The sequence below is a fragment of the Faecalimicrobium sp. JNUCC 81 genome, from assembly GCF_053667625.1.
The window spans coordinates 748,549-775,035 of sequence record NZ_CM132203.1 but is presented as its reverse complement, the minus strand read 5'-3'; the positions used below and the strand labels follow the sequence as shown (position 1 = coordinate 775,035).

Annotated in this window: 30 protein-coding genes and 1 other annotated feature; of the genes, 4 read left to right on the top strand and 26 right to left on the bottom strand. The window is 28.5% G+C overall.

What is annotated here, in order from left to right; all coding sequences use genetic code 11:
* Positions 1-53: 53 nt before the first annotated feature.
* From coaBC to dapF, 5 genes are all read right to left on the bottom strand, one after another.
* Positions 54-1,253, bottom strand: a complete 1,200-nt coding sequence (gene coaBC, locus JNUCC81_RS03790; RefSeq protein WP_454095373.1) for a bifunctional phosphopantothenoylcysteine decarboxylase/phosphopantothenate--cysteine ligase CoaBC — start codon at positions 1,251-1,253, stop codon at positions 54-56.
* Between the two features lie 5 nt (positions 1,254-1,258).
* Positions 1,259-1,525 carry a DNA-directed RNA polymerase subunit omega gene (rpoZ, locus tag JNUCC81_RS03785; RefSeq protein WP_208332720.1) on the bottom strand — a complete coding sequence of 89 codons (267 nt, stop codon included), beginning with the start codon at positions 1,523-1,525 and terminating at the stop codon, positions 1,259-1,261.
* Between the two features lies 1 nt (position 1,526).
* Positions 1,527-2,144 (bottom strand): guanylate kinase, encoded by a 618-nt coding sequence (gene gmk, locus JNUCC81_RS03780; protein WP_454095372.1) that lies wholly within the window; start codon positions 2,142-2,144, stop codon positions 1,527-1,529.
* 73 nt (positions 2,145-2,217) lie between these two features.
* Positions 2,218-3,099, bottom strand: coding sequence for a YicC/YloC family endoribonuclease (locus JNUCC81_RS03775; RefSeq protein ID WP_454095371.1), 882 nt, complete (start codon positions 3,097-3,099; stop codon positions 2,218-2,220).
* A gap of 1 nt (position 3,100) precedes the next feature.
* Positions 3,101-3,922 carry a diaminopimelate epimerase gene (dapF, locus tag JNUCC81_RS03770; protein WP_454095370.1) on the bottom strand — a complete coding sequence of 274 codons (822 nt, stop codon included), beginning with the start codon at positions 3,920-3,922 and terminating at the stop codon, positions 3,101-3,103.
* Positions 3,923-4,119: 197 nt separating this feature from the next.
* On the opposite strand from dapF, the gene JNUCC81_RS03765 reads away from it, so the two are divergent.
* Positions 4,120-5,907 carry an Rqc2 family fibronectin-binding protein gene (locus tag JNUCC81_RS03765; protein WP_454095369.1) on the top strand — a complete coding sequence of 596 codons (1,788 nt, stop codon included), beginning with the start codon at positions 4,120-4,122 and terminating at the stop codon, positions 5,905-5,907.
* A gap of 70 nt (positions 5,908-5,977) precedes the next feature.
* On the opposite strand, the gene JNUCC81_RS03760 is transcribed toward JNUCC81_RS03765, so the two are convergent.
* The 12 genes from JNUCC81_RS03760 to JNUCC81_RS03705 all read right to left on the bottom strand — a co-directional run bounded on the left by JNUCC81_RS03760 (position 5,978) and on the right by JNUCC81_RS03705 (position 16,790).
* A complete protein-coding gene (locus tag JNUCC81_RS03760) occupies positions 5,978-7,012 on the bottom strand; it encodes a hypothetical protein (protein WP_454095368.1) in 1,035 nt (344 codons plus the stop codon).
* A gap of 79 nt (positions 7,013-7,091) precedes the next feature.
* On the bottom strand, positions 7,092-8,120 hold the full coding sequence (locus JNUCC81_RS03755) for a hypothetical protein (RefSeq protein WP_454095367.1): 1,029 nt from the start codon (positions 8,118-8,120) through the stop codon (positions 7,092-7,094).
* Between the two features lie 174 nt (positions 8,121-8,294).
* A complete protein-coding gene (locus JNUCC81_RS03750) occupies positions 8,295-9,314 on the bottom strand; it encodes a BMP family lipoprotein (protein WP_454095366.1) in 1,020 nt (339 codons plus the stop codon).
* Positions 9,315-9,628: 314 nt separating this feature from the next.
* Positions 9,629-10,873: a uracil-xanthine permease family protein gene (locus tag JNUCC81_RS03745; RefSeq protein ID WP_454095365.1), complete on the bottom strand. Its 1,245-nt coding sequence runs from the start codon at positions 10,871-10,873 to the stop codon at positions 9,629-9,631.
* A gap of 102 nt (positions 10,874-10,975) precedes the next feature.
* Positions 10,976-11,509 (bottom strand): bifunctional pyr operon transcriptional regulator/uracil phosphoribosyltransferase PyrR, encoded by a 534-nt coding sequence (pyrR, locus tag JNUCC81_RS03740; protein WP_208333912.1) that lies wholly within the window; start codon positions 11,507-11,509, stop codon positions 10,976-10,978.
* A 255-nt stretch (positions 11,510-11,764) separates the two neighbouring features.
* Positions 11,765-12,676: an RluA family pseudouridine synthase gene (locus JNUCC81_RS03735; protein WP_454095364.1), complete on the bottom strand. Its 912-nt coding sequence runs from the start codon at positions 12,674-12,676 to the stop codon at positions 11,765-11,767.
* Between the two features lie 8 nt (positions 12,677-12,684).
* Positions 12,685-13,131, bottom strand: a complete 447-nt coding sequence (gene lspA, locus JNUCC81_RS03730) for a signal peptidase II (RefSeq protein ID WP_208333914.1) — start codon at positions 13,129-13,131, stop codon at positions 12,685-12,687.
* A gap of 67 nt (positions 13,132-13,198) precedes the next feature.
* Positions 13,199-13,975 carry a polysaccharide deacetylase family protein gene (locus JNUCC81_RS03725; protein ID WP_454095363.1) on the bottom strand — a complete coding sequence of 259 codons (777 nt, stop codon included), beginning with the start codon at positions 13,973-13,975 and terminating at the stop codon, positions 13,199-13,201.
* A 26-nt stretch (positions 13,976-14,001) separates the two neighbouring features.
* Positions 14,002-14,517 carry a TraR/DksA C4-type zinc finger protein gene (locus JNUCC81_RS03720; RefSeq protein ID WP_454095362.1) on the bottom strand — a complete coding sequence of 172 codons (516 nt, stop codon included), beginning with the start codon at positions 14,515-14,517 and terminating at the stop codon, positions 14,002-14,004.
* A gap of 4 nt (positions 14,518-14,521) precedes the next feature.
* Entirely contained in the window at positions 14,522-14,854 is a 333-nt protein-coding gene (locus JNUCC81_RS03715) for a DUF5665 domain-containing protein (protein WP_286184152.1), read from the bottom strand.
* Between the two features lie 220 nt (positions 14,855-15,074).
* Positions 15,075-16,079 (bottom strand): tryptophan--tRNA ligase, encoded by a 1,005-nt coding sequence (trpS, locus tag JNUCC81_RS03710; RefSeq protein WP_454095361.1) that lies wholly within the window; start codon positions 16,077-16,079, stop codon positions 15,075-15,077.
* A gap of 12 nt (positions 16,080-16,091) precedes the next feature.
* A complete protein-coding gene (locus JNUCC81_RS03705; RefSeq protein ID WP_454095360.1) occupies positions 16,092-16,790 on the bottom strand; it encodes a 5'-methylthioadenosine/adenosylhomocysteine nucleosidase in 699 nt (232 codons plus the stop codon).
* A 52-nt stretch (positions 16,791-16,842) separates the two neighbouring features.
* Positions 16,843-17,076: a binding site (T-box leader), on the bottom strand.
* Positions 17,077-17,247: 171 nt separating this feature from the next.
* Here JNUCC81_RS03705 and JNUCC81_RS03700 point away from each other — a divergent pair.
* Together JNUCC81_RS03700 and JNUCC81_RS03695 are read left to right on the top strand one after the other, a co-directional pair.
* Positions 17,248-18,030 (top strand): C69 family dipeptidase, encoded by a 783-nt coding sequence (locus tag JNUCC81_RS03700; protein WP_454095359.1) that lies wholly within the window; start codon positions 17,248-17,250, stop codon positions 18,028-18,030.
* On the top strand, positions 18,023-18,904 hold the full coding sequence (locus tag JNUCC81_RS03695) for a C69 family dipeptidase (RefSeq protein ID WP_454095358.1): 882 nt from the start codon (positions 18,023-18,025) through the stop codon (positions 18,902-18,904). The genes JNUCC81_RS03700 and JNUCC81_RS03695 overlap by 8 nt, the downstream gene beginning before the upstream one ends.
* A 48-nt stretch (positions 18,905-18,952) precedes the next feature.
* Here JNUCC81_RS03695 and JNUCC81_RS03690 read toward each other — a convergent pair whose 3' ends face one another.
* From JNUCC81_RS03690 to JNUCC81_RS03670, 5 genes are all read right to left on the bottom strand, one after another.
* A complete protein-coding gene (locus tag JNUCC81_RS03690; RefSeq protein ID WP_454095357.1) occupies positions 18,953-19,936 on the bottom strand; it encodes an HD domain-containing protein in 984 nt (327 codons plus the stop codon).
* Positions 19,937-20,158 carry a helix-turn-helix domain-containing protein gene (locus tag JNUCC81_RS03685; RefSeq protein WP_208334954.1) on the bottom strand — a complete coding sequence of 74 codons (222 nt, stop codon included), beginning with the start codon at positions 20,156-20,158 and terminating at the stop codon, positions 19,937-19,939.
* 10 nt (positions 20,159-20,168) lie between these two features.
* The gene (locus tag JNUCC81_RS03680) at positions 20,169-20,654 is read right to left on the bottom strand and encodes a DUF2975 domain-containing protein (protein ID WP_454095356.1); all 486 of its coding nucleotides are present in this window, start codon (positions 20,652-20,654) and stop codon (positions 20,169-20,171) included.
* A 157-nt stretch (positions 20,655-20,811) separates the two neighbouring features.
* Positions 20,812-21,162, bottom strand: a complete 351-nt coding sequence (locus tag JNUCC81_RS03675; protein WP_454095355.1) for a DUF6483 family protein — start codon at positions 21,160-21,162, stop codon at positions 20,812-20,814.
* Positions 21,163-21,318: 156 nt separating this feature from the next.
* Positions 21,319-22,161: a DegV family protein gene (locus JNUCC81_RS03670; protein WP_454096370.1), complete on the bottom strand. Its 843-nt coding sequence runs from the start codon at positions 22,159-22,161 to the stop codon at positions 21,319-21,321.
* A 222-nt stretch (positions 22,162-22,383) separates the two neighbouring features.
* Here JNUCC81_RS03670 and JNUCC81_RS03665 point away from each other — a divergent pair, with 222 nt between their 5' ends.
* Positions 22,384-22,944, top strand: coding sequence for a TetR/AcrR family transcriptional regulator (locus JNUCC81_RS03665; protein WP_208334653.1), 561 nt, complete (start codon positions 22,384-22,386; stop codon positions 22,942-22,944).
* 123 nt (positions 22,945-23,067) lie between these two features.
* Here the strand turns inward: JNUCC81_RS03665 and JNUCC81_RS03660 are convergent, their stop codons facing one another.
* From JNUCC81_RS03660 to JNUCC81_RS03645, 4 genes are all read right to left on the bottom strand, one after another.
* Positions 23,068-23,922: an ATP-binding cassette domain-containing protein gene (locus JNUCC81_RS03660; RefSeq protein WP_454095354.1), complete on the bottom strand. Its 855-nt coding sequence runs from the start codon at positions 23,920-23,922 to the stop codon at positions 23,068-23,070.
* Entirely contained in the window at positions 23,922-25,004 is a 1,083-nt protein-coding gene (locus JNUCC81_RS03655) for a FecCD family ABC transporter permease (protein ID WP_454095353.1), read from the bottom strand. The genes JNUCC81_RS03660 and JNUCC81_RS03655 overlap by 1 nt, the downstream gene beginning before the upstream one ends.
* A complete protein-coding gene (locus JNUCC81_RS03650; protein ID WP_454095352.1) occupies positions 25,004-26,026 on the bottom strand; it encodes an ABC transporter substrate-binding protein in 1,023 nt (340 codons plus the stop codon). Before JNUCC81_RS03650 ends, JNUCC81_RS03655 begins: the two co-directional genes overlap by 1 nt.
* Positions 26,027-26,169: 143 nt before the next feature.
* Positions 26,170-26,439, bottom strand: coding sequence for a hypothetical protein (locus tag JNUCC81_RS03645; RefSeq protein WP_208334657.1), 270 nt, complete (start codon positions 26,437-26,439; stop codon positions 26,170-26,172).
* Between the last annotated feature and the right edge of the window lie 48 nt (positions 26,440-26,487).

The window sequence follows — 26,487 nt, the reverse complement described above, 5'->3', positions numbered from 1 at the left end:
TAAAATATAATTTTATTGTACTTAAAAAATATAAGCATCTATTAAATAGATGCTTATCTTTCAAGTAGTGATTTAACTTTATCTAAAATAACGTTAGCTACTTCTTCTTTTTTCATTTTTGGGTATTCAGTAATGTTTCCATCCTTATCTACGATCTTTACTATGTTAGTGTCAACTCCAAATCCTGCACCTTCTTTAGTTAAATCATTTGCTACTATAAAATCAAAGTTTTTCTTTTTAATTTTACCTTTAGCGTTTTCTATAAGGTCATTAGTTTCTGCTGCAAATCCAACTAATATTTTATCATTTTTAACTTTGCCTATTTCATAAGCAATATCTTTATTTCTATCTAATTCTATAAATAAGTCATCATTAGTTTTTTTGATTTTTTTATCAGAATAATTTTTAGGCTTATAATCCGCCACAGCTGCACTTTTTATAATTACTTGATTATCATCCATATTATTTATAACTGCATCATACATTTCTTGAGCTGTTTCTATTCTAATTAACTTTTTAAGATTTTGTGGTGGATTTATATTTGTAGGTCCAGATATTAAAGTCACATCAGCACCCCTACTTATAGCTTCACTTGCTATTGAATATCCCATCTTTCCACTTGATCTATTTGTTATATATCTTACTGGATCTATACTTTCCATTGTTGGTCCTGCAGTAACTATTATACTTTTACCACTTAAATCTTTTTCTTTTGTAAGTAATTTGACAACTTGATTTACTATATCTTCTGGAGTTGCTAATTTTCCTTTACCAACATCTCCACAAGCAAGTCTACCACTTTCAGGTTCGACGAATTCATACCCTAGTTCTTTTAATATCCTTATATTTCTTTGAACTATAGGATTTTCATACATATTAGTATTCATAGCTGGTGCTATTAATATTTTTCCTTTTGTTGCCATAACTGTTGTTGTAAGCATATCATCAGCTATTCCATTTGCCATTTTCCCTATTACATTAGCCGTTGCCGGTGCTATTAAAAATACATCCGCAGATTTAGCTAGTGATATATGTTCTACATCCCAAGTTTTCGGCTCTTCAAACATGTCATAAACTACATAATTTTGACTTAAAGATTGAAATGATAGCGGAGTAACAAATTCAGTTGCTGACTTAGTCATTATCACACGTACATTTGCGCCTAATTTTTTTAGTCTACTTACAACATCTAATGCTTTATATACGGCTATTCCGCCACTTACACCAATTACAACAGTCTTGTTTTTAAGCATTTGGATTACTCCTCTATTATGTTTTGTCTTTGTTCTGCTTGAGTTTTAGCTTCTTCTATATCTATTTCTTCTTGAGTTAATAATCTATAAGTTATTTCTCCTTCAGCAACTTCTTGAGTAGCTATGCTAACTGGTTTAGTTTCATTTTGTCTATTATAAACATAGATATCTGCACCGTCGATTATTTCTCTAGCTCTTTTTGCAACAGTTCCTACTAAGTAGTATCTATTGTCTATTTTGTTTAATACTTCATTGATTGATGGTTTTAACATATTATAATTCCTCCTTAAACTTTTCTATTATATTATTTTTATATCTAGTAACTTTATTCTTTTCAGCTAATATTATGCTTTCTACTTCTTTTGTTGATTGTTTTACATCTTTATTTACTACAAAGTAATCATAATTTACTATTTGATTTATTTCTTCAAATGCACAGCTGAATCTTTTATCTATTTCTTCTTTTGTTTCTGTTCCTCTTCCAACTATTCTATTTTTTAGTTCTTCAAGAGATGGAGGAAGTACAAATATAAACACTCCTTCAGGATAAACTTCTTTTATTTGCTTAGCTCCTTGCATTTCTATTTCTAATACAACATCTTGCCCTTTTTCTAAGCATTCTATTATAGCTGCTTTTGGAGTACCATAAAAATTATCATAAATTTGAGCATACTCTAAAAACTCACCTTTTCCTATCATATCTGTAAATTTCTCTTTCTCTATAAAGAAATAATTTACTCCATCAACTTCTCCATTTCTTGGTTTCCTTGTTGTTGCTGATACGGATAATTTTATCTGATCATTTTTTTGTAATAACTCTTTGCATATAGTACCTTTTCCAGCACCTGATGGCCCTGATACAACTAATAATAGCCCTTTTCTCTTAAGCATTAATATCTTCCTTTCTCATTATACAAATGTTTCTCATTTTTATTAGAATCTATGTTATAGTTTTTATTTCTATCTACTCTATATTTTGTATTTGTTCTCTTATTTTTTCTAATTCACTTTTTACTTCAACAACTAAGTTAGTTATATTTAAGTCTGATGACTTTGAGCCTATAGTGTTAGTCTCTCTATTCATTTCTTGAATTAAAAAGTCTATTTTTCTTCCTATTGATTCATTTTTTATAACTGTCTTTTTAAGTTGTTCTATATGAGAATTAAATCTAACTATCTCTTCAGTTATACTACTTTTATCTGCGTATATTGCAACCTCTTGAGCTAGTCTATTTTCATCTATTATGCTAGGGTTTTCCAGAATTTCACTTATTCTATTATTTAACTTCTCTTTATAGTCAATAACAACATTATATGAGTACTTTTCAATTTCTTCAATATAATTTTTAAGAAGGTCACATCTCATTGCAATATCTTCTGCTAATTTTTTTCCTTCTTCACTTCTCATTTCTTTTAATTTTACTAAAGCTTCTTCTAATGCTTTTTTAAACATAGACCATAGTAGTTCTTCATCTTCTTCTTTTTCTTCACTTTTAACTACATCAGGAAACTTTGCTACATTCATAACACTTATATCGTCTACTAAATCAAATTTTTCTTTAATTTGTTTTAATATACCTACATATTGAGTAGCTAGTGTCTCATCAAACTTTAAGTTTACATCTTCACTACCTAGGAAGTCAAGTTTTATGTATAAGTCAACTCTCCCTCTTTTAACGTGATCTTTAATTAAGTTTCTTGCCTTATCTTCTAAAAATGATATCTTTCTTGGAAGGCGAATATTTATATCTGCATATTTATGATTTATAGTTTTACACTCTACTAAAAAATAGTAGTTATCATCTTTATATTCTCCTCTTCCAAAGCCTGTCATACTTACAGCCATCTTATACCTCCAAGTTTCCTTCACATATTTTTACAGCAGGTCCTGTCATATAAACAAAATCTTCTATATCTATCTTTACACATCCACCTTGTGATGTGACATTCACACTTTTATCTACCTTATTTAAATAATTACAAATTACTGCACATGCACTCATTCCTGTTCCGCATCCGAATGTATATCCACATCCTCGCTCCCATGTATGGACATGTATGTTTTTATGATCGTTTATTTTAACAAAATTTACATTTGTTTTATTAGGGAATATATTATGATTTTCTATTTCTTTTCCATATTTAAATACTTCTTCTTTATTTAGTTTATCGACTAATATTACTACATGAGGTACACCCATTAGTACAAAGTTTATATTGAATTCTTTATCTAGAATTTTAATCTTTTCATTTATAAGTTTATCTTTATTGTTATCTAATAAAATATCATTAGATTTAAAACTATATTTCCCCATATTTACTTTTATAGTTTTATCTCCTGTATTAATCTTTATATTTTTAATACCATCTAATGTTTCTACACTAAACTCTTCTTTAGTAACTATATTATTATCATAAACAAATTTTACAAAACATCTAAGTCCATTTCCACACATTGCAGCTCTTGAGCCATCTGAGTTATAGTATACCATTTCCACATCTACTATGTTAGAATTTTTAACAATTAATAAACCATCTGCTCCAACTGAAAATCTTCTATGACATACAAGTCTAGCTAAATTAGAGTAGCTTGAGGATGATTTTTGATCAAATCTTTTGTCTATAGCAATAAAATCATTTCCTATTCCATGCAACTTCCAAAATTTCATAATATCTCCCCTTTTATTTTTAATCTCTAACTTATAATTATACAATATTTCACTTAGAAAAGGAAATTTTATTAAGTTAAAAAATATATTAAATATTCATCTAAAAAGTTGATTAAATAAAGCTGACTATTCACAATATATATATATTATGTAATAATTAGTTTATAACGTACTACGTTTATGAAAGGAGTGATATCATGGCTTTAGATGGTTTAGTTATACATTCTATAGTAAATGAGTTATCATCAAAAATTTTAGGTGGTAAAGTAGATAAAGTTCATCAACCAGAAAATGATGAATTAGTTTTACATATAAGAAACAATAAAGAAAATTTTAAATTAATACTAAGCGCTAGTTCTTCTAATCCTAGGGTATATATTGCAGAAAATTATAAAAAAGAAAACCCAATAAGTGCACCAATGTTTTGTATGTTATTTAGAAAATATATTCAAAACGGAATCGTCGTCGGAGTATCTCAAATTGGATTCGAAAGAATTATAAAAATTAGTGTTGAATCTTTTGATGAACTAAAAGAAAAAACTACTAAGGATATATATATAGAAATAATGGGAAGACACAGTAATATAATACTTACTCATGCATTAGATAATAAGGTTATAGACTCTGCTAAAAGAATTCCTTTTAGCGTAAGTAGAGTTCGTCAATTATTACCCGGTGTAACTTATGTTTTACCTCCTTCTCAGGATAAACTTAATCCACTTGATAGTATATCTAAGGAGGACTTTATAACAACTTTAAAGAGCTTTGAAGGACCAATCTTTAAGTCCGTATACTCTAAATTCTTAGGTATAAGTCCTATTGTTGCTAAGGAAATTTGTTTTAGGTCTAATATAGATGAAAAACTTAATACTACAGATTGTAATTATAGTCAATTTGATTCTCTTTATGGTGAGTTTTCAAATTTATTCAATAATATAAATAATAATAAATATAATCCATGTATTGTTATTAATGAAGATATAGATAAAGTTATAGATTTTAGCTGTATTGATTTAACTTTATTTAAAGAATTATCATTTATAAATGATGAAAGTATGTCTAAAATACTAGAGGATTATTATAGAACTAAAGATATAAAAGATAGAATACATCAACGTTCTTCTGATTTAAGAAAAAGTATCTCTATAAAGCTTGATAGACTTTACAATAAGTTACACAAACAAGAAGAAGAGTTAATAGAATCTGAAAATGCAGATATTTTCAAAGTTAAAGGTGAGCTAATAACTTCTTATATTTATATGGTAGAAAAAGGAATGGAAAGTGTTGAAGTTTCTAATTTCTATGATCCTGAATATAAAAGCATTACTATATCTTTAAATAAAAATCTTACACCTTCTGAAAATGCACAAAAGTATTTTAAGAAGTATTCTAAGATGAAAACTGCTAAAAAAGAACTTGCTCATCAAATGGAAATAACTAATGATGAAATTAACTACTTAGAAAATATTATTTTAAGTATAGAAAACTGTGAAAACTTAGCTGAACTTTTAGATATAAGAGAAGAACTTTCTAAAGTTGGATATCTAAAAATTAAAGGTAAAAATAATAAAAAAATAAACACTAATAAAGAATCTAAGCTTACTACAAAACCTCATGAATTTATAAGCTCTGATGGCTTTAAAATTCTAGTTGGTAAAAATAATAAGCAAAATGACCACCTTACTTTAAAGATTGCAGACAATAATGATCTCTGGATGCATACTAAAAATATACCTGGATCTCACGTTATTATAAAAACTGAAGGTAAAGAAGTTAGTGATGAAGCTATATTTGAAGGCGCTATGCTTGCAGCATATTTTAGTAAATCTAAAATGTCATCACAAGTTCCTGTTGATTATACTAAAAAGAAAAATATCAAAAAACCTAATGGAGCAAAACCTGGTATGATAATTTATGAAACTAATTCTACTGTATATGTTACACCAACAGAAGAATTAGTTGCAAAATTAAAAATAAAAGAATAAAAAATAGCAGCTTGAAATTAATTTTCAAGCTGCTATTTTTTATTCTTTTATAGATTTTTATCATTAACAATTAACTAGTCTTTACACCTTTCCATACATTTGTATAGTTGAAATTTTCATTGCAGTATGACCAGTATCCTTCAAAAACTCTTGCATTAGTTGAAAATATTAATTGTACATTTCCACTATCATATGGGCAAGAATAACTACCAGCTTCATACCATTTCCCTATGAAAACATTACCTATTATTCTTCCTTCCATACTAGCCTTTCCTAGCTTGTACGAGCCTAATGCTACTCCTCCATTTTGAACAAATCTTATATTTCCAATATTTGTATTCCAATCGCCGGATATATTTAGCGGCTCTGGACCAACAATTCTTATGCCTTCATATATTTTATTTCTATCTGCGTTTTCATCACAATCTAGAAAATATATTTTTGCATTATTTATTGGTATATCAAATTCTATACGTATCTTTCCTTTATCATTTGGGCATTTATAGGTAGGTCCTTTATTCCATTCACCATCTACTATAAACTTATTTAAGTTATCATGTTTTACAATATCTCCATATAATCTAATAGGGTTTTCACTTAATCCTTCTATATAAGTTCCCTCAACTTTTCCATTCCCTTCTTCTAAAAGTAACATACCATTATTAACCGACCATGAACCACCTACACTTGTTGATTCTGGTTTAGCAATTTTTGCGCCTACCCATACTCCGCCTTTTGTTAGATCACAATATGACCAGGTTCCATCAAAACTTTTGCCTGTAATAGAAAATTTAAAATTTAATTCACCTTTAAGATCTGGACATTCATAAGTTGGTGGCTCTGACCAAATACCTTTTAAACTATATCCATCTATTGTTCCTTCGAATCTGCCATTATCCCATTCATAATTTCCAATAACTCTATTCCCATCCTGTGTTAATTTTAAAAGCCCCCAATTTGTTGACCACTGGCCTGATACATCTAATTTATCTTGTCTTTTATTGTATTTTTTAAGACTATTAAAAGACTTGTATTGATTTAATATATAATTACTAAACAAACTGTTATACCAAATTTCATTTAAAGTATCCTTATCTTTTTTCATAATTATTCCCCCTCCATTCCTTTAAATTTAGTTAAAAGATTATATAATTGAATTTATTATCTATATTTAATATTAATAATTAATTAATCTTTACTCCTTCCCACACATTATCATAGTTAAAACTTTCATAGCAATATGACCAATATCCGTCAAAAACCCTTGCATTAGTTGAAAATATTAACTGTACATCACCGCTGTCATATGGGCAAGAATAATTACCCGCCTCATACCATTTTCCTATAAGCATATTACCCACTATTCTACCTTCTATGCTAGCCTTTCCTATCTTGTATGAACCTATTACAATTCCGTCATTTTGAATAAATTCAATCTTCCCAACATTACTCTCCCAATTGCCTGATACATTTAAAGGTTTTGGCCCTGCTATTCTCACGCCTTCAAACATTTTAGTTTTATCTATGTTTCCATCACAGTCTAATAGATATATTTTTGTATTATTTATCGGTATATCAAATTCCATATATATCTTTCCTTTATCACTTGGGCATTCCTTAGTAGGGATTTTAGTCCATTCACCTTCTACTGTAAACTTGTTTAAGTTATCATCTTTTACAATATCTCCATATAATCTAATAGGATTTTCGTTTAATCCTTCTATATAGTTTCCAGCAATTTTTCCATTACCTTCTTCTAAGAGTAATATACCATTATCAACTTTCCAGGAACCATTCACGCTTGTTACTCCTGGCTGAGTAATTTTTGTACCCATCCATACTCCAGCTTCCATTAAATCACAATAAGACCAGCTTCCTTCAAAACTTTGACCCGTAATAGAAATATTAAAGTTAAATCCCCCTTTAAGATTTGGGCATTCGTATGTTGGTGGTTCTGACCAATTTCCTTTAAAGTTATATCCATCTAATATTCCTTCTATTCTTCCATTATCCCATTCATAAGTTCCAACAATTACATTTCCTTCTTGAACTAATTTCATAACTCCCCAATTTGTTGACCACTGACCTGACATATCTATATTACTTTCTCTTCTATTATAGTTTTTAAGACTATTTAAGGATGCATATTGCTTTAAAATGTAGCTACTCAACATATAGTTATACCAAATTTCATTTAAAGTATCTTTTTTCATAATTATTCACCTCTATTCCTTTAGATTTAGCTAAAAGGTTATACACTTTAATTTATGAACTATATTTAAGATAAGATACAATTAATATGCTAAAAAGCCATAAGTCTGATATAATATCAAACTTATGGCTTTTTACTTTTATTTAAAATACATAATTTATATAAAAGATTATCTTTATTTTACTAATTTATTGTATTCATCTTCACTCTTAGGTACTGATATTTCTCCATTTAATACCTTTTCTCTTTGACTGTTAACATAATCTAAAATTTCTTTAGGAACATGTTTAGATGTATTTTCAGCTAATCCAACACCATCTTCTTTTAATCCATAAACCTTACCTTGTCCACCTTTATATTTACCTTCAACTAATTCTTTAGCTAAATCATAAGATGCTACATTTAATTTTTTTAATGCTGATGTTATAACACTTTCTTCAGCTAAATAATTTTGATCTCTATCTACTCCTATTGCAAACTTCTTATTTTCTTTAGCTGCTTCTATTGATCCAACTCCTGTATCTCCTGCTGCTGCTAATATTATATCAGCATTTGATCCAAACATTTGCTTAGCTATAGATTTTCCTTTTGCTTGGTCCGTAAATGTATTTGCATATTGTTCTAAAACTTTTGTATCTTTATTTGTAGTTGTAACTCCGTATTTAAATCCATAATGATATTTAACAACAGATGGCGCTGGTAATCCTCCTATAAATCCTACTGTATTAGTCTTAGACATTTTAGATGCTATTATTCCCGCTAAATACGCTGCTTCTTCTTCTTTAAACGTTACAGGAACTACATTTTCTGGTATCTTATCATATGTTTCATCCATCATAGCAAATTTTTGATCTGGATAATTTTTTGATGCTTCAGCTATAGATTCTTTTAACTGATATCCAACCCCGATTATTAAACTTGTATGTTGATCTATTAAAGTTTCTATGTTTTGTAAGTAATCAGATTTTTGCTTAGATTCTAAATATTTAACTTCAACTCCAAAATCTTTTTCAGCTTTCTTTAATCCTTCCCACGTAGATTGATTAAATGATTGGTCATTTATACTACCTTCACCTAAAACGATTCCTATTGAAAGTTTTTCTTCTTTATTTTTTGAGTTTGAAGAACATCCTGTTAATAAAGCTGTCGATACTAACACAGATGCTGCTATTGATAATAGTTTTTTGAATTTCATAATGTCCTCCTAAGTTTCATTTTCATGAACTTTATTATGTTTTTTAAAAGTTTCGTTCGTTAACAGAATTTTATTTTACAAGAAAAATTAAATTCTGTCTATATTTTTTATTTTATTTTTTATTATTAAGTTTCCCCATCTGAAAGTATTAATTCATATATCCTATTATTCACTTTATTTTTTGTCGATTTTTACAATTTATTTTAAAAATAATTAACTATATTTATCCATTTGTTTTAAAATAATAATTTAAGATTTTTTTTAATAAAATAAAAAAATCACCTATTATAAAATTATAATAGGTGATTTTTTATTTATATTGATGTAGCTTTTAATTCTACTACATTCTCATTTTCATTATTTTTAAAGTCTTTATTGTTTAATACTCTATTTAATACAATACCTACTATAGCTGATAAACTAAGTCCTGTTATAGTTACACTTTGAGTTATAGGTATTCCTATTGTTATACCTTTGTTTCCTAAGTAAGTAGTTCCTAAGCCTATTATCATTATAGTTAATATTATTATTATATTGTTTTTATTTTTTATGCAATCACTGTCTTTTACAGTTTTTGCTCCTACAAAAGTTATCATAGAAAATAGTATAATACTTATTCCACCCATAACTGCAGTTGGTATACTTTGTAAGAATCCTCCAAACTTTCCAATACACGAAAGTAATATTGCAAATACTGCGGTTCTTCTTAATAGTGATGGGTCATAGTTTTTAGTTATAGCAAGTACTGCTGTGTTTTCTCCATAAGTAGTATTTGCTGGTCCTCCTAAAAATCCTGCTACTATCGTAGCTAAACCATCTCCTAATAAAGTTTTATTTAACCCTGGATTTTCTATGAAATTCTTACCTACAACAGCTCCATTTGTTGTCATATCTCCTATATGTTCCATAAATACTGCTAAAACAACCGGTGCTATTAAAACAATAGCCTCTAAGCTAAACTTTGGCATAGTGAATGCTGGTATTTGAAGTAATGGTGCATTTATTATAGTAGATTGATCTATAATTCCCATAGCTAGACATATTAAATACCCTGAAATTACTGCTATTAATATACCTAGTTGCTTTATAAATCCTTTAGCAAACTTATTTATAACAAGCGCTATCGATAAAGTAATAAGTGCTATTAATATATTATTTGATGCCATATCAAATGCTGTTGGTAATAAGTTAAGTCCTATTACTGCAATCATAGCACCTGTAACTTGAGCTGGGAAATATTTTTTTATTTTATCTACTCCTACCATCTTAACTAAGAATGACATAATTACGTATATAATACCTGCTACTACTATTCCACCTTGTGCATAAGATAAGTCTCCACCAGATGCTTCTTTAGCCGCTAGTATAACTGGTATAAATGCAAAACTTGAACCTAAGAATACTGGTACTTTCCCTTCTGTGCAAAAATGGAATATTAAAGTACCTACTCCTGCACAAAATATTGCAACTGCAGGATTAAATCCTGTTAGTATTGGTACTAATACTGTAGCTCCAAACATTGCTAATAAATGTTGTAATGACATTACTGTTTTTCTCATAAAAAACCTCCCAAATATAATTTTAGGGAGATAAAAATCTCCCTTTTTCAGTATCTCTGTACTGAATTAAAAGGCAATATAAACTCTTTATAGTCTATGTGTCTATTCTTTTATTGTTACTGAGTCTTCTTCATCAGTTTCAACTAATTTTACTGATATAATCTCATGTCTTGATGTAGGAACATTTTTTCCTACATAATCAGCTCTTATTGGCAATTCTCTATGCCCTCTATCTACTAAAACTGCTAGCTGAATTGATTTTGGTCTTCCTATATCCATAATAGCATCTAGTGCTGATCTAACTGTTCTTCCTGTGTATAAAACATCATCTATTAAGATAACTATTTTATCATCTATATTAAAATCTATTTTTGATCCATTAAGTATTGGGTCAATATCTATTTCTTTTAAATCATCTCTATATAAAGTTATATCAACTTCACCTGTGTTAACCTTTGTTCCTTCAATTTGTTCTATCTTTTTAGATATTCTATCTGCAATAGGTAAACCTCTAGTTTTTATTCCTACTAAGACTATATCTTCTACACCTTTGTTTTTTTCTATGATTTCATGACTTACCCTTGTTATAGCTCTTGAGATTGCTTTTTCATCCATTAATTGGGCCTTTTCTCTCATTTCTGACCTCCTAGTATTTTAAGTTAAATTAAAAAAATTCGCTTCGCTCATGTCGCTCAAGTAATTCGCCAACACGTTGCTTAAACGACTGAGTCCGTTGCTCAAATCTAAAAAGCTCCTTATCATAAGACAAGAAGCTTGTATGTATCAAAATATACAAATATATTACTCACTTTTGCCTTATGATATCTCTGTATCAATTAAAGGTATTTAGTTACCCTTAATTATATAATCTTGCAATGTTTTTTGCAAGAATTATTTTATTTTGGCAATTATATCCTCGAAATATTTTGGTAATTTAGAATCAAACTCAACATATTCTTTGCTAGTTGGGTGTATAAATCCTAACTTTTTAGCGTGTAGAGTTTGACCTTTTAGTTTAAACTTACTATTTTTAGGACCATAGACAACATCTCCTAATAACGGATGATTTATAGATAAAGCATGTACTCTTATTTGGTGAGTTCTCCCTGTTTCAAGGGTAGCTTTCATATGTGTAAAATTATCATACCTTTCAATAACTTCAAAATGAGTTACTGCACGTTTTCCATCCTTCACAACTGCCATCTTTAATCTATCCTTAGGATTTCTACCTAGAGGCTTATCTACAGTTATTTTATCTTCTTTAACAAGACCATGACATATAAACTCATACTCTCTAGTTATAGAATGATCTTTTAGTTGCTTTGCTAAAGAGTTATGTGCATTATTATTTTTCGCTATCATTAAAAGTCCAGAAGTATCCTTATCTATTCTATGAACAATACCTGGTCTTATAACTCCATTGATAGAAGATAAGTTGTCCTTGCAATGATAAAGTATTGCATTAACTAAAGTATTGTCATAATTGCCAGGAGCAGGATGAACAACCATATCCTGTGATTTATTAACTATTAATAAATCATTATCTTCATAAACTATATCTATTGGTATATCTTGAGGAGTTACCTCTAAAAGTTTTGGTGCTGGTATTTCTACCATTATCTTATCATCTTCTTTTACTAGATACTTAGCTTTTTCCACCTTTGAGTTTACACTTACTTTTTTATCCTTTATTATCTTTTGAATGTAACTTCTAGACATATCTCCTAACTCATTTGCTAAGTATACATCTAATCTATCACCTTCATCTTCTTCTAACACTAAAAACTCTCTTACTTCTTCCATATCGTCACCTACTTTTCATTGTCAAAGAATAATATATATACACATAAAAGTATCGTTCCTACAACTACGAATACATCTGCTACGTTAAATACATATTCCCATATAAATCTAAAATCAAAATAATCTACTACAAAGCCTAATCTTACTCTGTCTATTAAATTTCCTATAGCACCTGAAATTATAAGAATTATTCCAGTTTTTCCTAGTAAGTTTATATTTTTATTTTTATTTAGATAATATATCCCAAATATAGATGCCGATAGTGCAACTATTACAAATATCATTTGGTTATCTTGGAACATTCCAAAAGCTGCCCCTCTATTTTCTACATATGTAAGATGAAATATATTTTCTATTATAGGTATACTTCCAATGTCTTTTAAAGAATTTAAAGCCCATACTTTAGATAACTGATCTATCCCTATTAATAAAACTATTATTAGCGCATATAACAATATATTTTCCTCCTAAATTTTTATATAATACTATTATACAAAAAAAAGCTTCCTAATTGGAAGCCTGTTATTTGTTATTTTCTGTTTGTTTTTCATTATTTGTATGTTTTATAAGCTCTGATACGGTTACAAATTTATATCCTTGTTCTTTTAATCTTGGTACAACTATTTTTAGTGCTTGCACTGTCTGAGTTGTTGAATTTCTAGCATTGTTATAATCATGTAAAAGTATTATTGTACCATTTTGAACTTTATTCATTATAGTATCTACAATATAATTTACACCTGGGTTTGACCAATCTCTAGGGTCTAAATTTGACCATAATACTATATTCATATTTTTATCTTTTGCTATAGTGCACATATTTTTACTTATTGCTCTATATGGTGGTCTAAATAAATTGGGTTCTTTTCCTATAACCTTTTTTACTGCTTCTTGTGTTTCGCTTATTTCTTTATTTATTTCAGAATAACTTCTTTTTGCAACATTTATATGAGTAAAAGTGTGGTTTCCAATTTCATGACCTTCATTATATTCTCTTTTTAATATTTCCGTGTTCCACTCTACCATTTCTCCTACTACAAAAAATGTTGCTTTTACATCATTGTCTTTTAATATATCTAATATTTGTGGTGTAAAATCTTTATCTGGACCATCATCAAATGTTAATGCTATTAACTTTTCTTCATCATTACCATGTTTTATTATAATATCTTCATAATCATTTAAAATATCTTTATTTAAACTTATAACCTCTTCATCTTTTATGCCTGCTTTATTATGAAAGTACATACCTACTACCAGAAGTAATAGTACAGGAATCATATATAATATCTTTTTCATATTACATTCCTTCTTTCTTATAAACTTTATTTATTATACTTATTACTTGTATTATTATATCTTTTAGCAACATCATTTATATCATTTAGTTGAATTAGTATTTCATCATAAAAACTAGCACCTTCATTTATTAGATTTTGATTATATTTTCCACTTGTTATTGGTAAATCGGGTTGGTGTTTTGAACAATGTGCACATAAATTAGTTTCTGGAACTATATCTAATCTATCTTCATCTATTTTTTTATGGCACTGTTCGCATACTCCATAAGTTCCATTTTCTATTTTATATAAAGCATTTTCTATATTATCTAGCTTTCCTCTTTCATGGATAGTTAGACTATTTTGCATATCTTGCATATATACTTCAGTACCCATATCTGCTGAATGATTATCATAACTTGATAGGTCTCCTGATGTATATCTTTCACTAGAATGTTTAGTTGTATTTCCAAACATAGTATTATCTTGCATTTCTACTATTAATTTCTCTATTTTTTCTTTTTCATTTAATAACTCTTTTTTATATTTGTTTATGTCCATACTATTACCTCTTTCCTCTGTAAAGTTCTACTATATTAACTAATTCAGCTATATACTCTCCTATAATAGGCAGATTTACCCACGAAGCAAGTATGTAAAGTGCAATGGCTGCTAGTATTGTAAGTCCTATCGCCTGACCAAAACCTTTCCCTAATCCTGCTACAAAATTTATTGTAAATAGTCTTCTTTTGCTATCAGTTAGCATCATATACTCTCTAATTCTACTTCTTTCTATTGTCAGCATAAGTCTTTCTAAGTATCTTTTTATTAAACCTAGGTCCTTTTTAGTATCATCTGATAAATACATTTCATTTATTATTTTATCCAATTCTTTCATACTTATAGGAATTACATCTTCTTCCTTTTTCTTATTGTTAATAGATATCACATCCTTTTTGAAACAATTACATATAATTGTAGTATGTGATAAATTACTTATAAAAATGCAAAAGGATTATAGAGAAATTATTTTTTATAATTTCTCTATAATCCTTTTACTTTTATTTTAGCAACGGACCTGTTTTTCAAGGTCGTTGGCAATATGAACTAAGAAAATTTTATAAGAATTTTCTTTCTATTAATCCAACTTTTTTATATACTTTTCTAAGTGTTTTTCTAGCTTGTTGTTCAGCTTTACTAGCACCCATTGCATATACAGTTTCTAAGTAGTCTTTATTGCTTAATAAATCATTATACTTATCTCTTATTGGTTTTAAAGATTCTACTATAACTTCAGCTACATCTTCTTTAAATACACCATATCCTTTACCTTCATACATTGATACTAATTCTTCGATACTTTTATTATCTAATTTAGAATATATTTCAAGTAAATTTTTAATTCCTGGCTGTTCATCACTATAATTTACTGCGCCTATTGAGTCAGTAACACTTCTTTTTATTTTTCTTCTTATAGTATCTGCATCATCTGCTAATAATATGAATGCATTTTGATCTTCATCTGATTTACTCATTTTTTTAGTTGGCTCTTGTAAACTCATAACTCTTCCTACTTCTTTTGGAATGTATGGTTCTGGTACTTTAAATGTTGGTGAATATCTATTGTTAAATCTACTAGCAAGATCACGAGCCAACTCTAAATGTTGCTTTTGATCTTCACCTACTGGTACTAAATCTGTTTGGTATAAAAGTATATCAGCTGCCATAAGTACTGGATAAGTAAATAAACCTGCATTTAAATTAGCTTCACTTTTTTGAGACTTATCTTTAAATTGAGTCATTCTACTTAATTCACCCATGTACGTCATCGTATTTAATATCCACATAAGCTCTGTATGTGCACTTACATGAGATTGTATAAATATTGTATTTTTTTCAGGATCTAATCCGCAAGCTAAATATTGTGCTAATAATTCCATAGTGTTAGCTCTTAAATCTTTAGCCTGTTGAGGTACTGTTATAGCATGTAAGTCAACTACACTATAAAAACAATTATATTCATCTTGAAGTTTAGTCCAGTTTTGTATAGCTCCTAAATAATTTCCTAGAGTCATTTTCCCAGAAGGTTGAGCTCCACTAAATATTATTTTTTTATCACTCATTTAAAAATCCTCCTATAATGATTTTAACATTTTTAAAACTATATCTTTAGAATTATGAGCTGCATCTTGAACAAACTCATCATAAACTACATCAGCAGTTCCATCAGCCCTATCTGACATTGCCCTTATTATTACAAATGGTACTTTGTTTAAAGAACAAACGTGAGCTATAGATGCTCCTTCCATTTCTCCACAGTATGCACCGAAATCATTTACTAATTCTTCTTTTAATTCTTTAGAACTTATAAATATATCTCCTGTCACTACTCTTCCTTTTAAAACTTTATGGCCTTTGTTTTCAGACACTGAAGATTCATACGCTGCATTTATAAGTCTTTCATCAGCTATGAAAGTCGAACTTTCCATTCTTGGTATTATTCCTTTTTTGTATCCAAAAGCTGTAGTATCTACATCATATTGAATTGCATCAGTTGATATTACTATATCTTGAACATCAAGATCAGAATGTAGTGCTCCTGCAACACCAGTATTAACTACTGCATCTACATTAAATTCACTTATTAATATTTGTGCACATAATGCTGAATTTACTTTACCTATTCCACATCTTACTAAAACTATGTTTTTTCCTTCTAATGTTCCTTCGTAGAATTTCAAACTTGCTTTTTCTATAGTTTCTTTAATGTCCATTAATTCAACTAATATATCTACTTCTTCATCCATCGCTCCTATTATACCTATTCTATTCATTAGTTCCTCCTAAAGTTTGTTATATTTGTGTATTAAAAAATCCGTCCTAAATTAATAGGACGGATAAATTTTCCGTGGTACCACCTAAATTATATATACTTAATTTAAATATATATCTCTTAATGTCTGCTATAACGTGCAGTTACGATATAAGCTAATTTGTATAACTACATTTCACTTTACTCCTCTAAGGTCCATTCACTAAAATTTTCTTGTTAAGATCTCATCATCCTTAACTTTCTGTATTGAATCTTTTTTAGATACTACTCCTTTTCACAGGATTTAATTTATTATTAATTTCTTTATTTTATAATATGTCTTACTTAATAAATTGTCAACTATCTATATAAGTTTATCCATAATATATTAACTTATACACCTTCAGTTCACAAGACAAGTACGCTAATCATAGTATAACTATCGTTAAAATTTATTAAATTAATTAAGGGGGTTTTATATGTGCACGACTATTATTGTTACTAAAGGTGCTATGGCTGATGGATCAATGGTTGTTACACATTCTTGTGATGATGAGTTAGGTGATCAAAGGCTAATATATATTCCTGAAAAAAATTACGAACCCGGCCAACTGAGGCCCATTTTTGCAGAACATTATCGTTATCCTAGGATTGTAAGTGAAGATAGAGGACCTGGGTACAATACAACTTCTTATCCTAAAACAGATCCAATTGGGTATATTCCTCAGGTGACTCATACTTATGCCTACTTTGATGGAAATTATGGAATAATGAATGAGCATAATTTAATGATAGGTGAGTGTACAAATGCAGCTAACTATCAGCCTACATTTGTTACAGAAAATGAATCTATTAATACCGGAAAACATATTAGATTATTTTACAGTCAAGAGTTATCTCGTATAGCTCTAGAAAGATGCAAGACTTCAAGAAATGCAATAAAACTTATGGGAGAACTTATAGATACTTACGGACTATATTCAACAGGTGAAACACTTTTAGTTTCTGATGAAAATGAGGCTTGGGTATTTGAAATGTGTGCTCTTCCTAATGAGAAATACCATTCTGCTTGGGTTGCTAAGCGTGTTCCTGATGGTGAAGTATTTGTTGCAGCTAACGAGTTTCGTATTCGTGATATTTTAAAAGATAGCGATGATTTTATGTACTCTAAATTTCTTCATCCTGGAATTTATAAGCTAGGTTGGTGGAAAGAATCAGATGGCCCTATTGATTGGCTTAAGGCTGTAAGTCCTGGTGAATAATAATCATCCATATTATTCTTTAAGGCGTATTTGGCGCATATTTGATAGAGTTAATACTGACTTATTTTTAAATCCATGGGTCAAAGATGGATATACTAGAGATTATCCATTTTCTATAAAACCTAAACACAAATTAACTCTAAGTGATGTTTTTTCACTATATCGTGACCATTATGAAGGGACTGAATTTGATTTAACTAAAGGTGTTGCTTCTGGCCCATATAATGATCCTAATCGATTTGTAGGCCCCTATGATGGCAATCAAAATAATATTACAAAAGATAAAAAATATTATGGAGCATGGGAAAGGGCAATATCAATATTTTATCAAGGATATACTTATGCATGCCAAATAAGACCATATGCCCCAGAGTCTACTAAAGGTTTATTATGGTTTGCACCTGATGTATCATATACTAGCTGCTTTGTTCCATTCTCCAGTAAATCTACTAGCATACCTTTATCTTATCAAACTGGCTCTCCTCAAAAATATGATTCTAATTGCGCATTTTGGATTTTTAATTTTGTAGGTAATTGGGCTAGATTAAACTATAAGCAAATGACTGAGCACGATATATTTGATTTACAAAGAAAACTTGAGATTATGTCATTTGACTTTATTAAAAGTTGTGATGAGAGATGCAAAAATACTTCTCATATAAATACTATAGAATATATTACAAAAGCTTGTGAAAATAATGCAAATATAGTTCTAAAATCTTGGTTAAAACTTGCTGCTATGTTAATAGCTAAATATGCAAACGGATATTGTAATTTAGAAGACCAATCATCTCCGAAAGATATTGGATATTCAGCAACTTGGCTTAGTTATACAAACTATAAAGATGGTCCTACTTCATATGATATGAAATAAAAAATAGGATGGATATCCATCCTATTTTTTATTTTATGTAGATTTACTTTAAGGTATATTTATAATTTTAATGTATGCACCTTCTTTTATTTTATTGTAAGCATTTTTATTTATTTCTTTAATTTCTTCACAAATATCAGATATCTTATATACACTGTTATTAATTTTAACTTCTGGGTCTATTAATCTTACTTTAAATTTTTGATGTATATCATAGCCAACTTTATCTTCTTTAAGAATTACATTAGAGTTAAATTTATTTAATAAATTTTGTATCTCTTTATCTTTGCTACTCTTTAAAATATCAATAACTTCATCATCATTTTTCAATAAATCATCTAAGGATAATATATTTTCTTTCAATGCTATTTTTATAATATTAACTAATAAGTTATTTCCATATACACTTAACGGATGCATAAAATATTCTGTTACTTCTTTACAATATAAATTAACAAACCATTTAGCAATTTTTATATCATCTATCGCTATCATATTATCTACTACAATAAGTGAATCTAAAAATTTTCCTACATCATTTTTATTTATACTTTTATAAGCATACATATCTCTTAATGTATAATCTATTCTATCTGCACAAAGATGTGGTGCTTTCTTCTCAAGTAATGTATATTTTTTATTATCATTGCCTAATATATTTTTGTGGTCATATCCATATTTATTTAGTATTTTTGGTATATCAGAGTCTTTTATTACTTTGTCATATATTTTTTCATGATAATCTTCTTCTTTATAATCTAGAGCATAGTCTACTACATGAGAAAATGCAGTATGAGATATATCATGCAGTAACCCTGCAATTTGTTCCTTAATACTTCCACCTAATGTTTTAATTAATAACATTACCCCAACTGAGTGTTCATACCTAGTAACATTCCAACTTTCATTTACTAAATAACTTGCACCACCTTGATGCACATGTTTAAGTCTTTGAACAGATCTACTATTTATTAGTTCTTCTATTAAAGGTTCTACTTCAAATTCTCCATATAAATTATCCCTTATTATCATTTATTCTCCACTTTCTTCATCTTCAATATACTCTAATATATCTCCTGGCTGACATTCTAAAATTTTACATATTTCATTTAATGTAGAAAATCTTACTGCCCTTGCCTTATTATTTTTTAATATTGATAAATTAGCATTAGTTATATCTATCTTTTGCGCTAATTCAGTTAAAGACATCTTTCTTTTTGCCATCATTACATCTAAATTAACTATAATTGCCATATTCTTCTCCTTATATAGTTAAGTCATTTTCATCTTTCATTTGCATGGCCTTTTTAAACACATCTGCCATTACAAAACACATAAGTGATGCTATTATACATACTAGCATCATAGGTGTTAATGCTCCATTTGGAGTTGCTATTATTTTTATCATTTCACCTTGTCTACCTGCTCCATATCCCATTATACACTCTAATATAGAATTTATTAACATACAAATTCCCATAAATTTAAATCTTTTTACATTTTCATTTGTAAATGGACTTTCTTCACTACTTCTAATTAACAGTATTAACTGTCTTATAGTTATAAAATACATTCCAAGATAAATAATACCAGATAATGCATCAATAATTCTAGTTCCTGGTTCTGTGCTTTTAAAATCATATAAACCAAATATTAATCCACCTAACAAATACGCTAAAAAAAACCCTATCACTACCTGAAATATCCATAGTACTCCCTTAAATAAAAATTTTCCTGCACTTTTATCCATATACATACCCCTTTTAATTATTATTTTACTTCTAACTTAAAGATATCATATGTATTATTCATTTTTCAATATTTTTTTATTGTTTTACGATAATTTTTTATAGATATAAAGAGAGTATATTGAAAATAAATTTATTTTCAATATACTCTCTTTATATCTAATTTTTTATAATATATTTTTTAATATCATCTATACCATCATATATTTCTTCTTTTGAAAAATTTAAATCTTTTAATTCTTCATCACTTTTATTCATTAGCATTGTATAAAATTCAATAACTACATAAGATAGATTTTTAATTTTATTATGTTTTGCTTCATCAAATAACATATCTTCTGCTTCGTTTGCTTTTCCTTCAAAAATAAATCTTTTTAAAGTTATTAATAATACATCCTCCTCTATACCATGATTTATCATTATCTCTTCATAATTATCAAAGCTTTTACCGAATAAAAGTTTTGCAACCATCCTTTTTATAGATTCAGCTACCTCTTCTACTATTCCCATTTTGCTTCCTCCTTGTTTAATAGTGCATATTTCATCTAATCTAAATCTTAAAAAACTATTTTTCTAGCTAAACTACTATATACATTATATAGTAATTTTAAATAAAATAAGAAGACATTTCCTAAAATTTAGAAAATGTCTTCTTATTTTATATAATTATAATATACTTACTAATATTGCTCCTTGTGCTGTATAAGTTCCCATAACTGATCCAACTTCACTTATAACTACATCTTTAAATTTATGATTTTCTTGTATTAATTCTTTCACCTTTAATGCCTTATCTAAACAGTTTGAGTGACCTATTGCAAGCCTTTTTTGCTCACAGTTTATTGCATTCGTATCAACATATTCTAAAACTTTTTTTAAGGTCCTTACCTCTCCTCTAGCTTTATCTATAGGCTTAACAACACCTTCTGTTATATGAATTATAACTTTAAAGTTTAATGCATTTATAATACCGCCTTTTATTGCACTTATTCTTCCACCTTTTATCGCATTTTCTAAAGTTTCTAATGCTCCATAAAATACTACTTCTTCCTTACATTTTTCTATTTCTTTGACTATTTCATCTATAGTTTTTCCTTCTTCTATTAATTCAGCCGCTTTTATAACCAATAGCCCTGCTCCTACAGATCCACTTGCAGTGTCTATAACTTCTATTTTTTTATTTCCATTTTCTTTTATAAACATATCCTTTGCAAGTACAGCTGTAGAATAAGTTGCTGATAATTTAGATGTTAAAGTTAAAACTAATACACTTTCTTCCTCGCATTCATATGATTTAATAAATCTATCTGGTGAAGGACAAGATGTTTTAGGCAATTCTTTTTCTTCTCTCATTTTTTTATAGAAAGTTTCATTATCTATATCAACTCCACCAACGAAGCTATCTTCTCCAAATGAAACATTTAATCCAATTAAATCTATATTATATTTGTCTATTATCTCTTTTGGCAAATCACATGAACTATCTGTTACTAGCTTTATTTTATTCATATTAATTATAACCTCTCTTTTATATAATTTCATATCCAACCTTCTCAGTCGGTCGAGCGACCGATTATTAATTATTATTTTATACTTCTATATATTAAAAGTCAATAAATACTTTCTATCCAAGTTTTTTCAATATGTTGACGTGTTGACAATATTTTTTCGCAAGTTTATAATATTATTGACTTATACCATTTATCCATTAAATGTAGAAAGGTTAAATTTATGAAATCAAATAATAATATGAAACAAACAATTTTGATATCTGCCACTGAGTTAATTACCCAAAACGGAATAAAAAAGACGAGTTTAGCTGATATTGCAAAACATGTTGGAATAAGTAAAGGTACATTATACTATCACTATGCATCTAAAGATGATTTAATATGTGATATTGCTGATGTGCACTTAAAAATAATAACTAAAGCTGTTTTAGACTGTGTTCAAAATGTACAAACTGACCATCCTAAAGATGAAATAATAAAGTCTATACTAGAAAAGATATCTACTATAGAAGGTACTGGTAGAGTGCATATGTATCTTCTTTGTGAAGCAATCACTGGTAATGAACCTTTAAAAGATAGAATTAAATTAAACTATATAAATTGGAGAGCTACTCTAAAAGCTGAAATTGAAAGAACATTAAATAGTACTGATGAATCTGCTGAATCACTTTCTTTCTTATTAGTATCTATAGTTGATGGATTAGTTGTCCAAAGTTTATTAAAAACAGAAAAAATTCCTTTTGAAGGAATAGCATCATTTTTAATAAATCACTGGTGTTAAATAAAATTTCCCTTTAAGCCACGTGTGGGCGAATTATTTTGTTCATATTACCAACAACTACGTACGTTGCTAAAACTTTAGGCAATCCTTATAATTAAAAAAGAGATGCTAAGCATCTCTTTTTTAATATGCATGTTGATGGTGATGTGAGTGAACTCCACTAAATCCATCTTCATGAACATGATCGTGACCTAATCCATTTACATGTTCATGACTATGCATAAATGAAACTTGTAATTTTTTATTTATTGGATTAACTCCTACATAAGCATTTACTCCAAATACTTCTTTTAACATTTCTGAAGTTATTACTTCTTCTACTGTTCCGAACTTTATTATTTTACCTTTATTTATAAGTATTAAATAATCACAATACATAGATGCTATATTCATATCATGAATAGCTGACAATGTAGTTATATTTAAACCTTTAACCAAATCCATAAGTTGTATTTGATATCCTATATCTAAATGATTGGTTGGTTCATCTAATATTAGAAAATCAGTATTTTGAACCAAAGCTCTAGCAATTAACGTTCTTTGTTTTTCTCCCCCTGATAAATTTGAAAAACTTCTATCCCCATAATCATCTAATCCCACTTTTTCTAGCATTTCCTTAACCATTTGTAAATCACTTTTAGAATAGTCTTCAAAAGTAGATTTATATGGATAACGCCCCATTTTTACTATTTGCTCAACAGTAAAATCAAATTGAGAATTACTCTCTTGTGCCAAAACAGCAATTTCTCTTGCACACTCTTTATCCTTCATCTTAGATAAATCTTTATTATCTAAAAATATTTCCCCACCAGATGGTTTATATAATCTATATATATTTTTAAGTAAAGTTGATTTACCTGACCCATTAGGACCTATAACCCCAACAAATGACCCTTTTTCTATATCAAAAGATATATCTTTTAAGATTTCATTTTTATCTATATCAAATCCTAAATTTTTAATTTGTAATTTAATCATTAGTCTTTTCCTCCAAATGAATAATTTTTCTTAGATATAAGGTATAAGAAGAATGGTCCACCAACTAATGAAGTTATTATGCCTATAGGTATCTCTATTGGAGGGAAAAGCCCTCTTGCAGCAACATCTGATAATATTAAAAATATTGCCCCTACTAAAGATGATAGTATTATAAGTTTTTTATGGTCACTTCCTGCTATTGTTCTACATACATGAGGAACTACAAGGCCTATAAATCCTATTGCACCCGTTATAGCAACTAAAGTTGATGTTAATAAAGTTGCTAAAATTATTAAAATTGATTTTACAAACTTTACATTTATACCAAGTATTATTGCACTATCATCTCCTAAAAGTAACACATCTAGTGATTTTGACATTACAAAAGATATTACTACTACTATAACTAATGCTATAAAAGGAATTAATAGTACATCCCATTTAGCTCCTCCTAAACTACCTATAGTCCAAAACAATGCATTTTTTGCTTGGTTAGAATTTTTTGCTGAATATATAAGCAAATTAGTAAGTGCAGAAAATATTGTTGATATTGCCATACCTGAAAGTACTAATCTTGTTGTAGATGTAGTTTTACCCATTTGTGTGCCTATTGCAAATACTAATATACCAGATAATATTGACCCAACAAATGCTCCTCCTGTTATACTACTTATACCAAGTGTCGATATTCCACCAAGTACTATAACTGCTACTGCACCACAAGATGCTCCTGATGATATACCAAGTATATAAGGCTCTGCTATTGGGTTTTTAGTTACACATTGCATAAGTACTCCACATAAAGCAAGGCCTGCTCCACAAATACCTCCAAGTATTACTCTTGGTAGTCTTATTTCCCATATTATATTTTCAAACATTGTATTCCAATTTGGTTCAAAAACTGCTCCATTTGACAACTTATTAAGTAATACTTTATAAACTACTCCAGGTTCTATATATGTACTACCTATAGCTATAGCACATATTATTGTTATTACTAAAACTATACTAAGAGCTATAGTCCAAAACAAGAAACCTTTCTTTTTAGAAAGGTTTCTTGTCTTTTGAACACTAATATCCATTATTTATTTTCTCCATAGAAGTATCCGTGCATTTTTTCTATAACTTGAGAATTTCTAACTCCTGGAGATAAGTCAGCTAATCCTACAACGTATATTTTATTATTTTTTATAGCATCTACATTTTTAAGTGCTGGATGTTTCTTTAAGAAATCTATTTTTTCTTGTACTGGAGACCCTGCAAGATAATCAGTAACTACTATAACTTCAGGATTCTGGGCAACTACACTTTCCCAAGTCGCATTTATGTAAGGTTTATTTTCTTTTCCAAATACATTTTTTCCTCCTGCAAGCTCTATTAAATTATTTGCAAGTCCGCCACCTACTGCCATAGCTTTATCTTCTCCTGAATCATAAACCATAACCTTAGGTCTATCTTCTTCTTTAATTTTTCCAGCTTTGTCAGTTACATTTTTTATATCGCTTTTCATTTTATCTACAACTTCTTTAGCCTTATCTTCAACACCAAATATTTTTCCTAATAAATCAAAGTCTTCATATACTGTTTCAACTTTTGCATCTGGTGAATATGACTTAGCTAAAAATGGTGTTATATCTTTATTTATAAGTTCATCTGGCGTTCCTGTTGTTTGTTCATTTATTGACATATCCCATCCACTAACAAAATCTGCTCCTGTTGCAATAAATGCCTCTTTTGATATATTGTGTCCTTCACCTACTTTAAGTTCTGGTATTTTATCATAAGCTTCTTTAAATTCAGGAAGTATTGGATTATCTAAAAGAGCCGTTCCAACCATTCTATCTCCTAAGTCTAGAGCAAGTAGCATTTCTGTCATAAATTGAGATAATGTAACAGCCTTTTGGCGTGGAGTATTTACTTTAACATTGTAATCTTTAGCTCCATCTGAATATACAAATTCTACAGGTTTAAAGTTACTTGATTCTACTTTTGTTTCTGGTGATTTACTTTCTGGTTTACTAGATGAACATCCAACAGCACTTAGAGTTAACCCCGCTATAGCTAATACTACTAAAAATCTTTTTAAACTTTTACTCTTAATCATATTTATCTCTCCCTAAACCTTTATATTTATTTTATTTATTAAAAAAACCATGAAGTTGTATATAATTGCACACAAAGTACACCTTATAATTTAAACCTTCATGGTCTTAATTTATTGATTTAATTTTATATTACTTTCTATTTTTATTCATGAGTATGTTCATGATTATTTAAATGATCATGTCCATGTTCATGAGTATGTTCGTGGTCATGACTATGAGTACCTGTAAAACCATCTTCATGGTTATGGTCATGCCCTACACCATTTGTATGTTCATGGTCATGTCCATGTTCATGAGTATGAACATGAGAATGGTCATGGTTATGACTTCCACAACAATCATCTCCACCATTTCCACAACATCCATTTATATGTGGATTATGATGAAATCTTAAATTATTTATCCCTATCATTATGTGCCCTCCCCTTATGTAAATAGATACTTCAGTACCCCTTTTCTC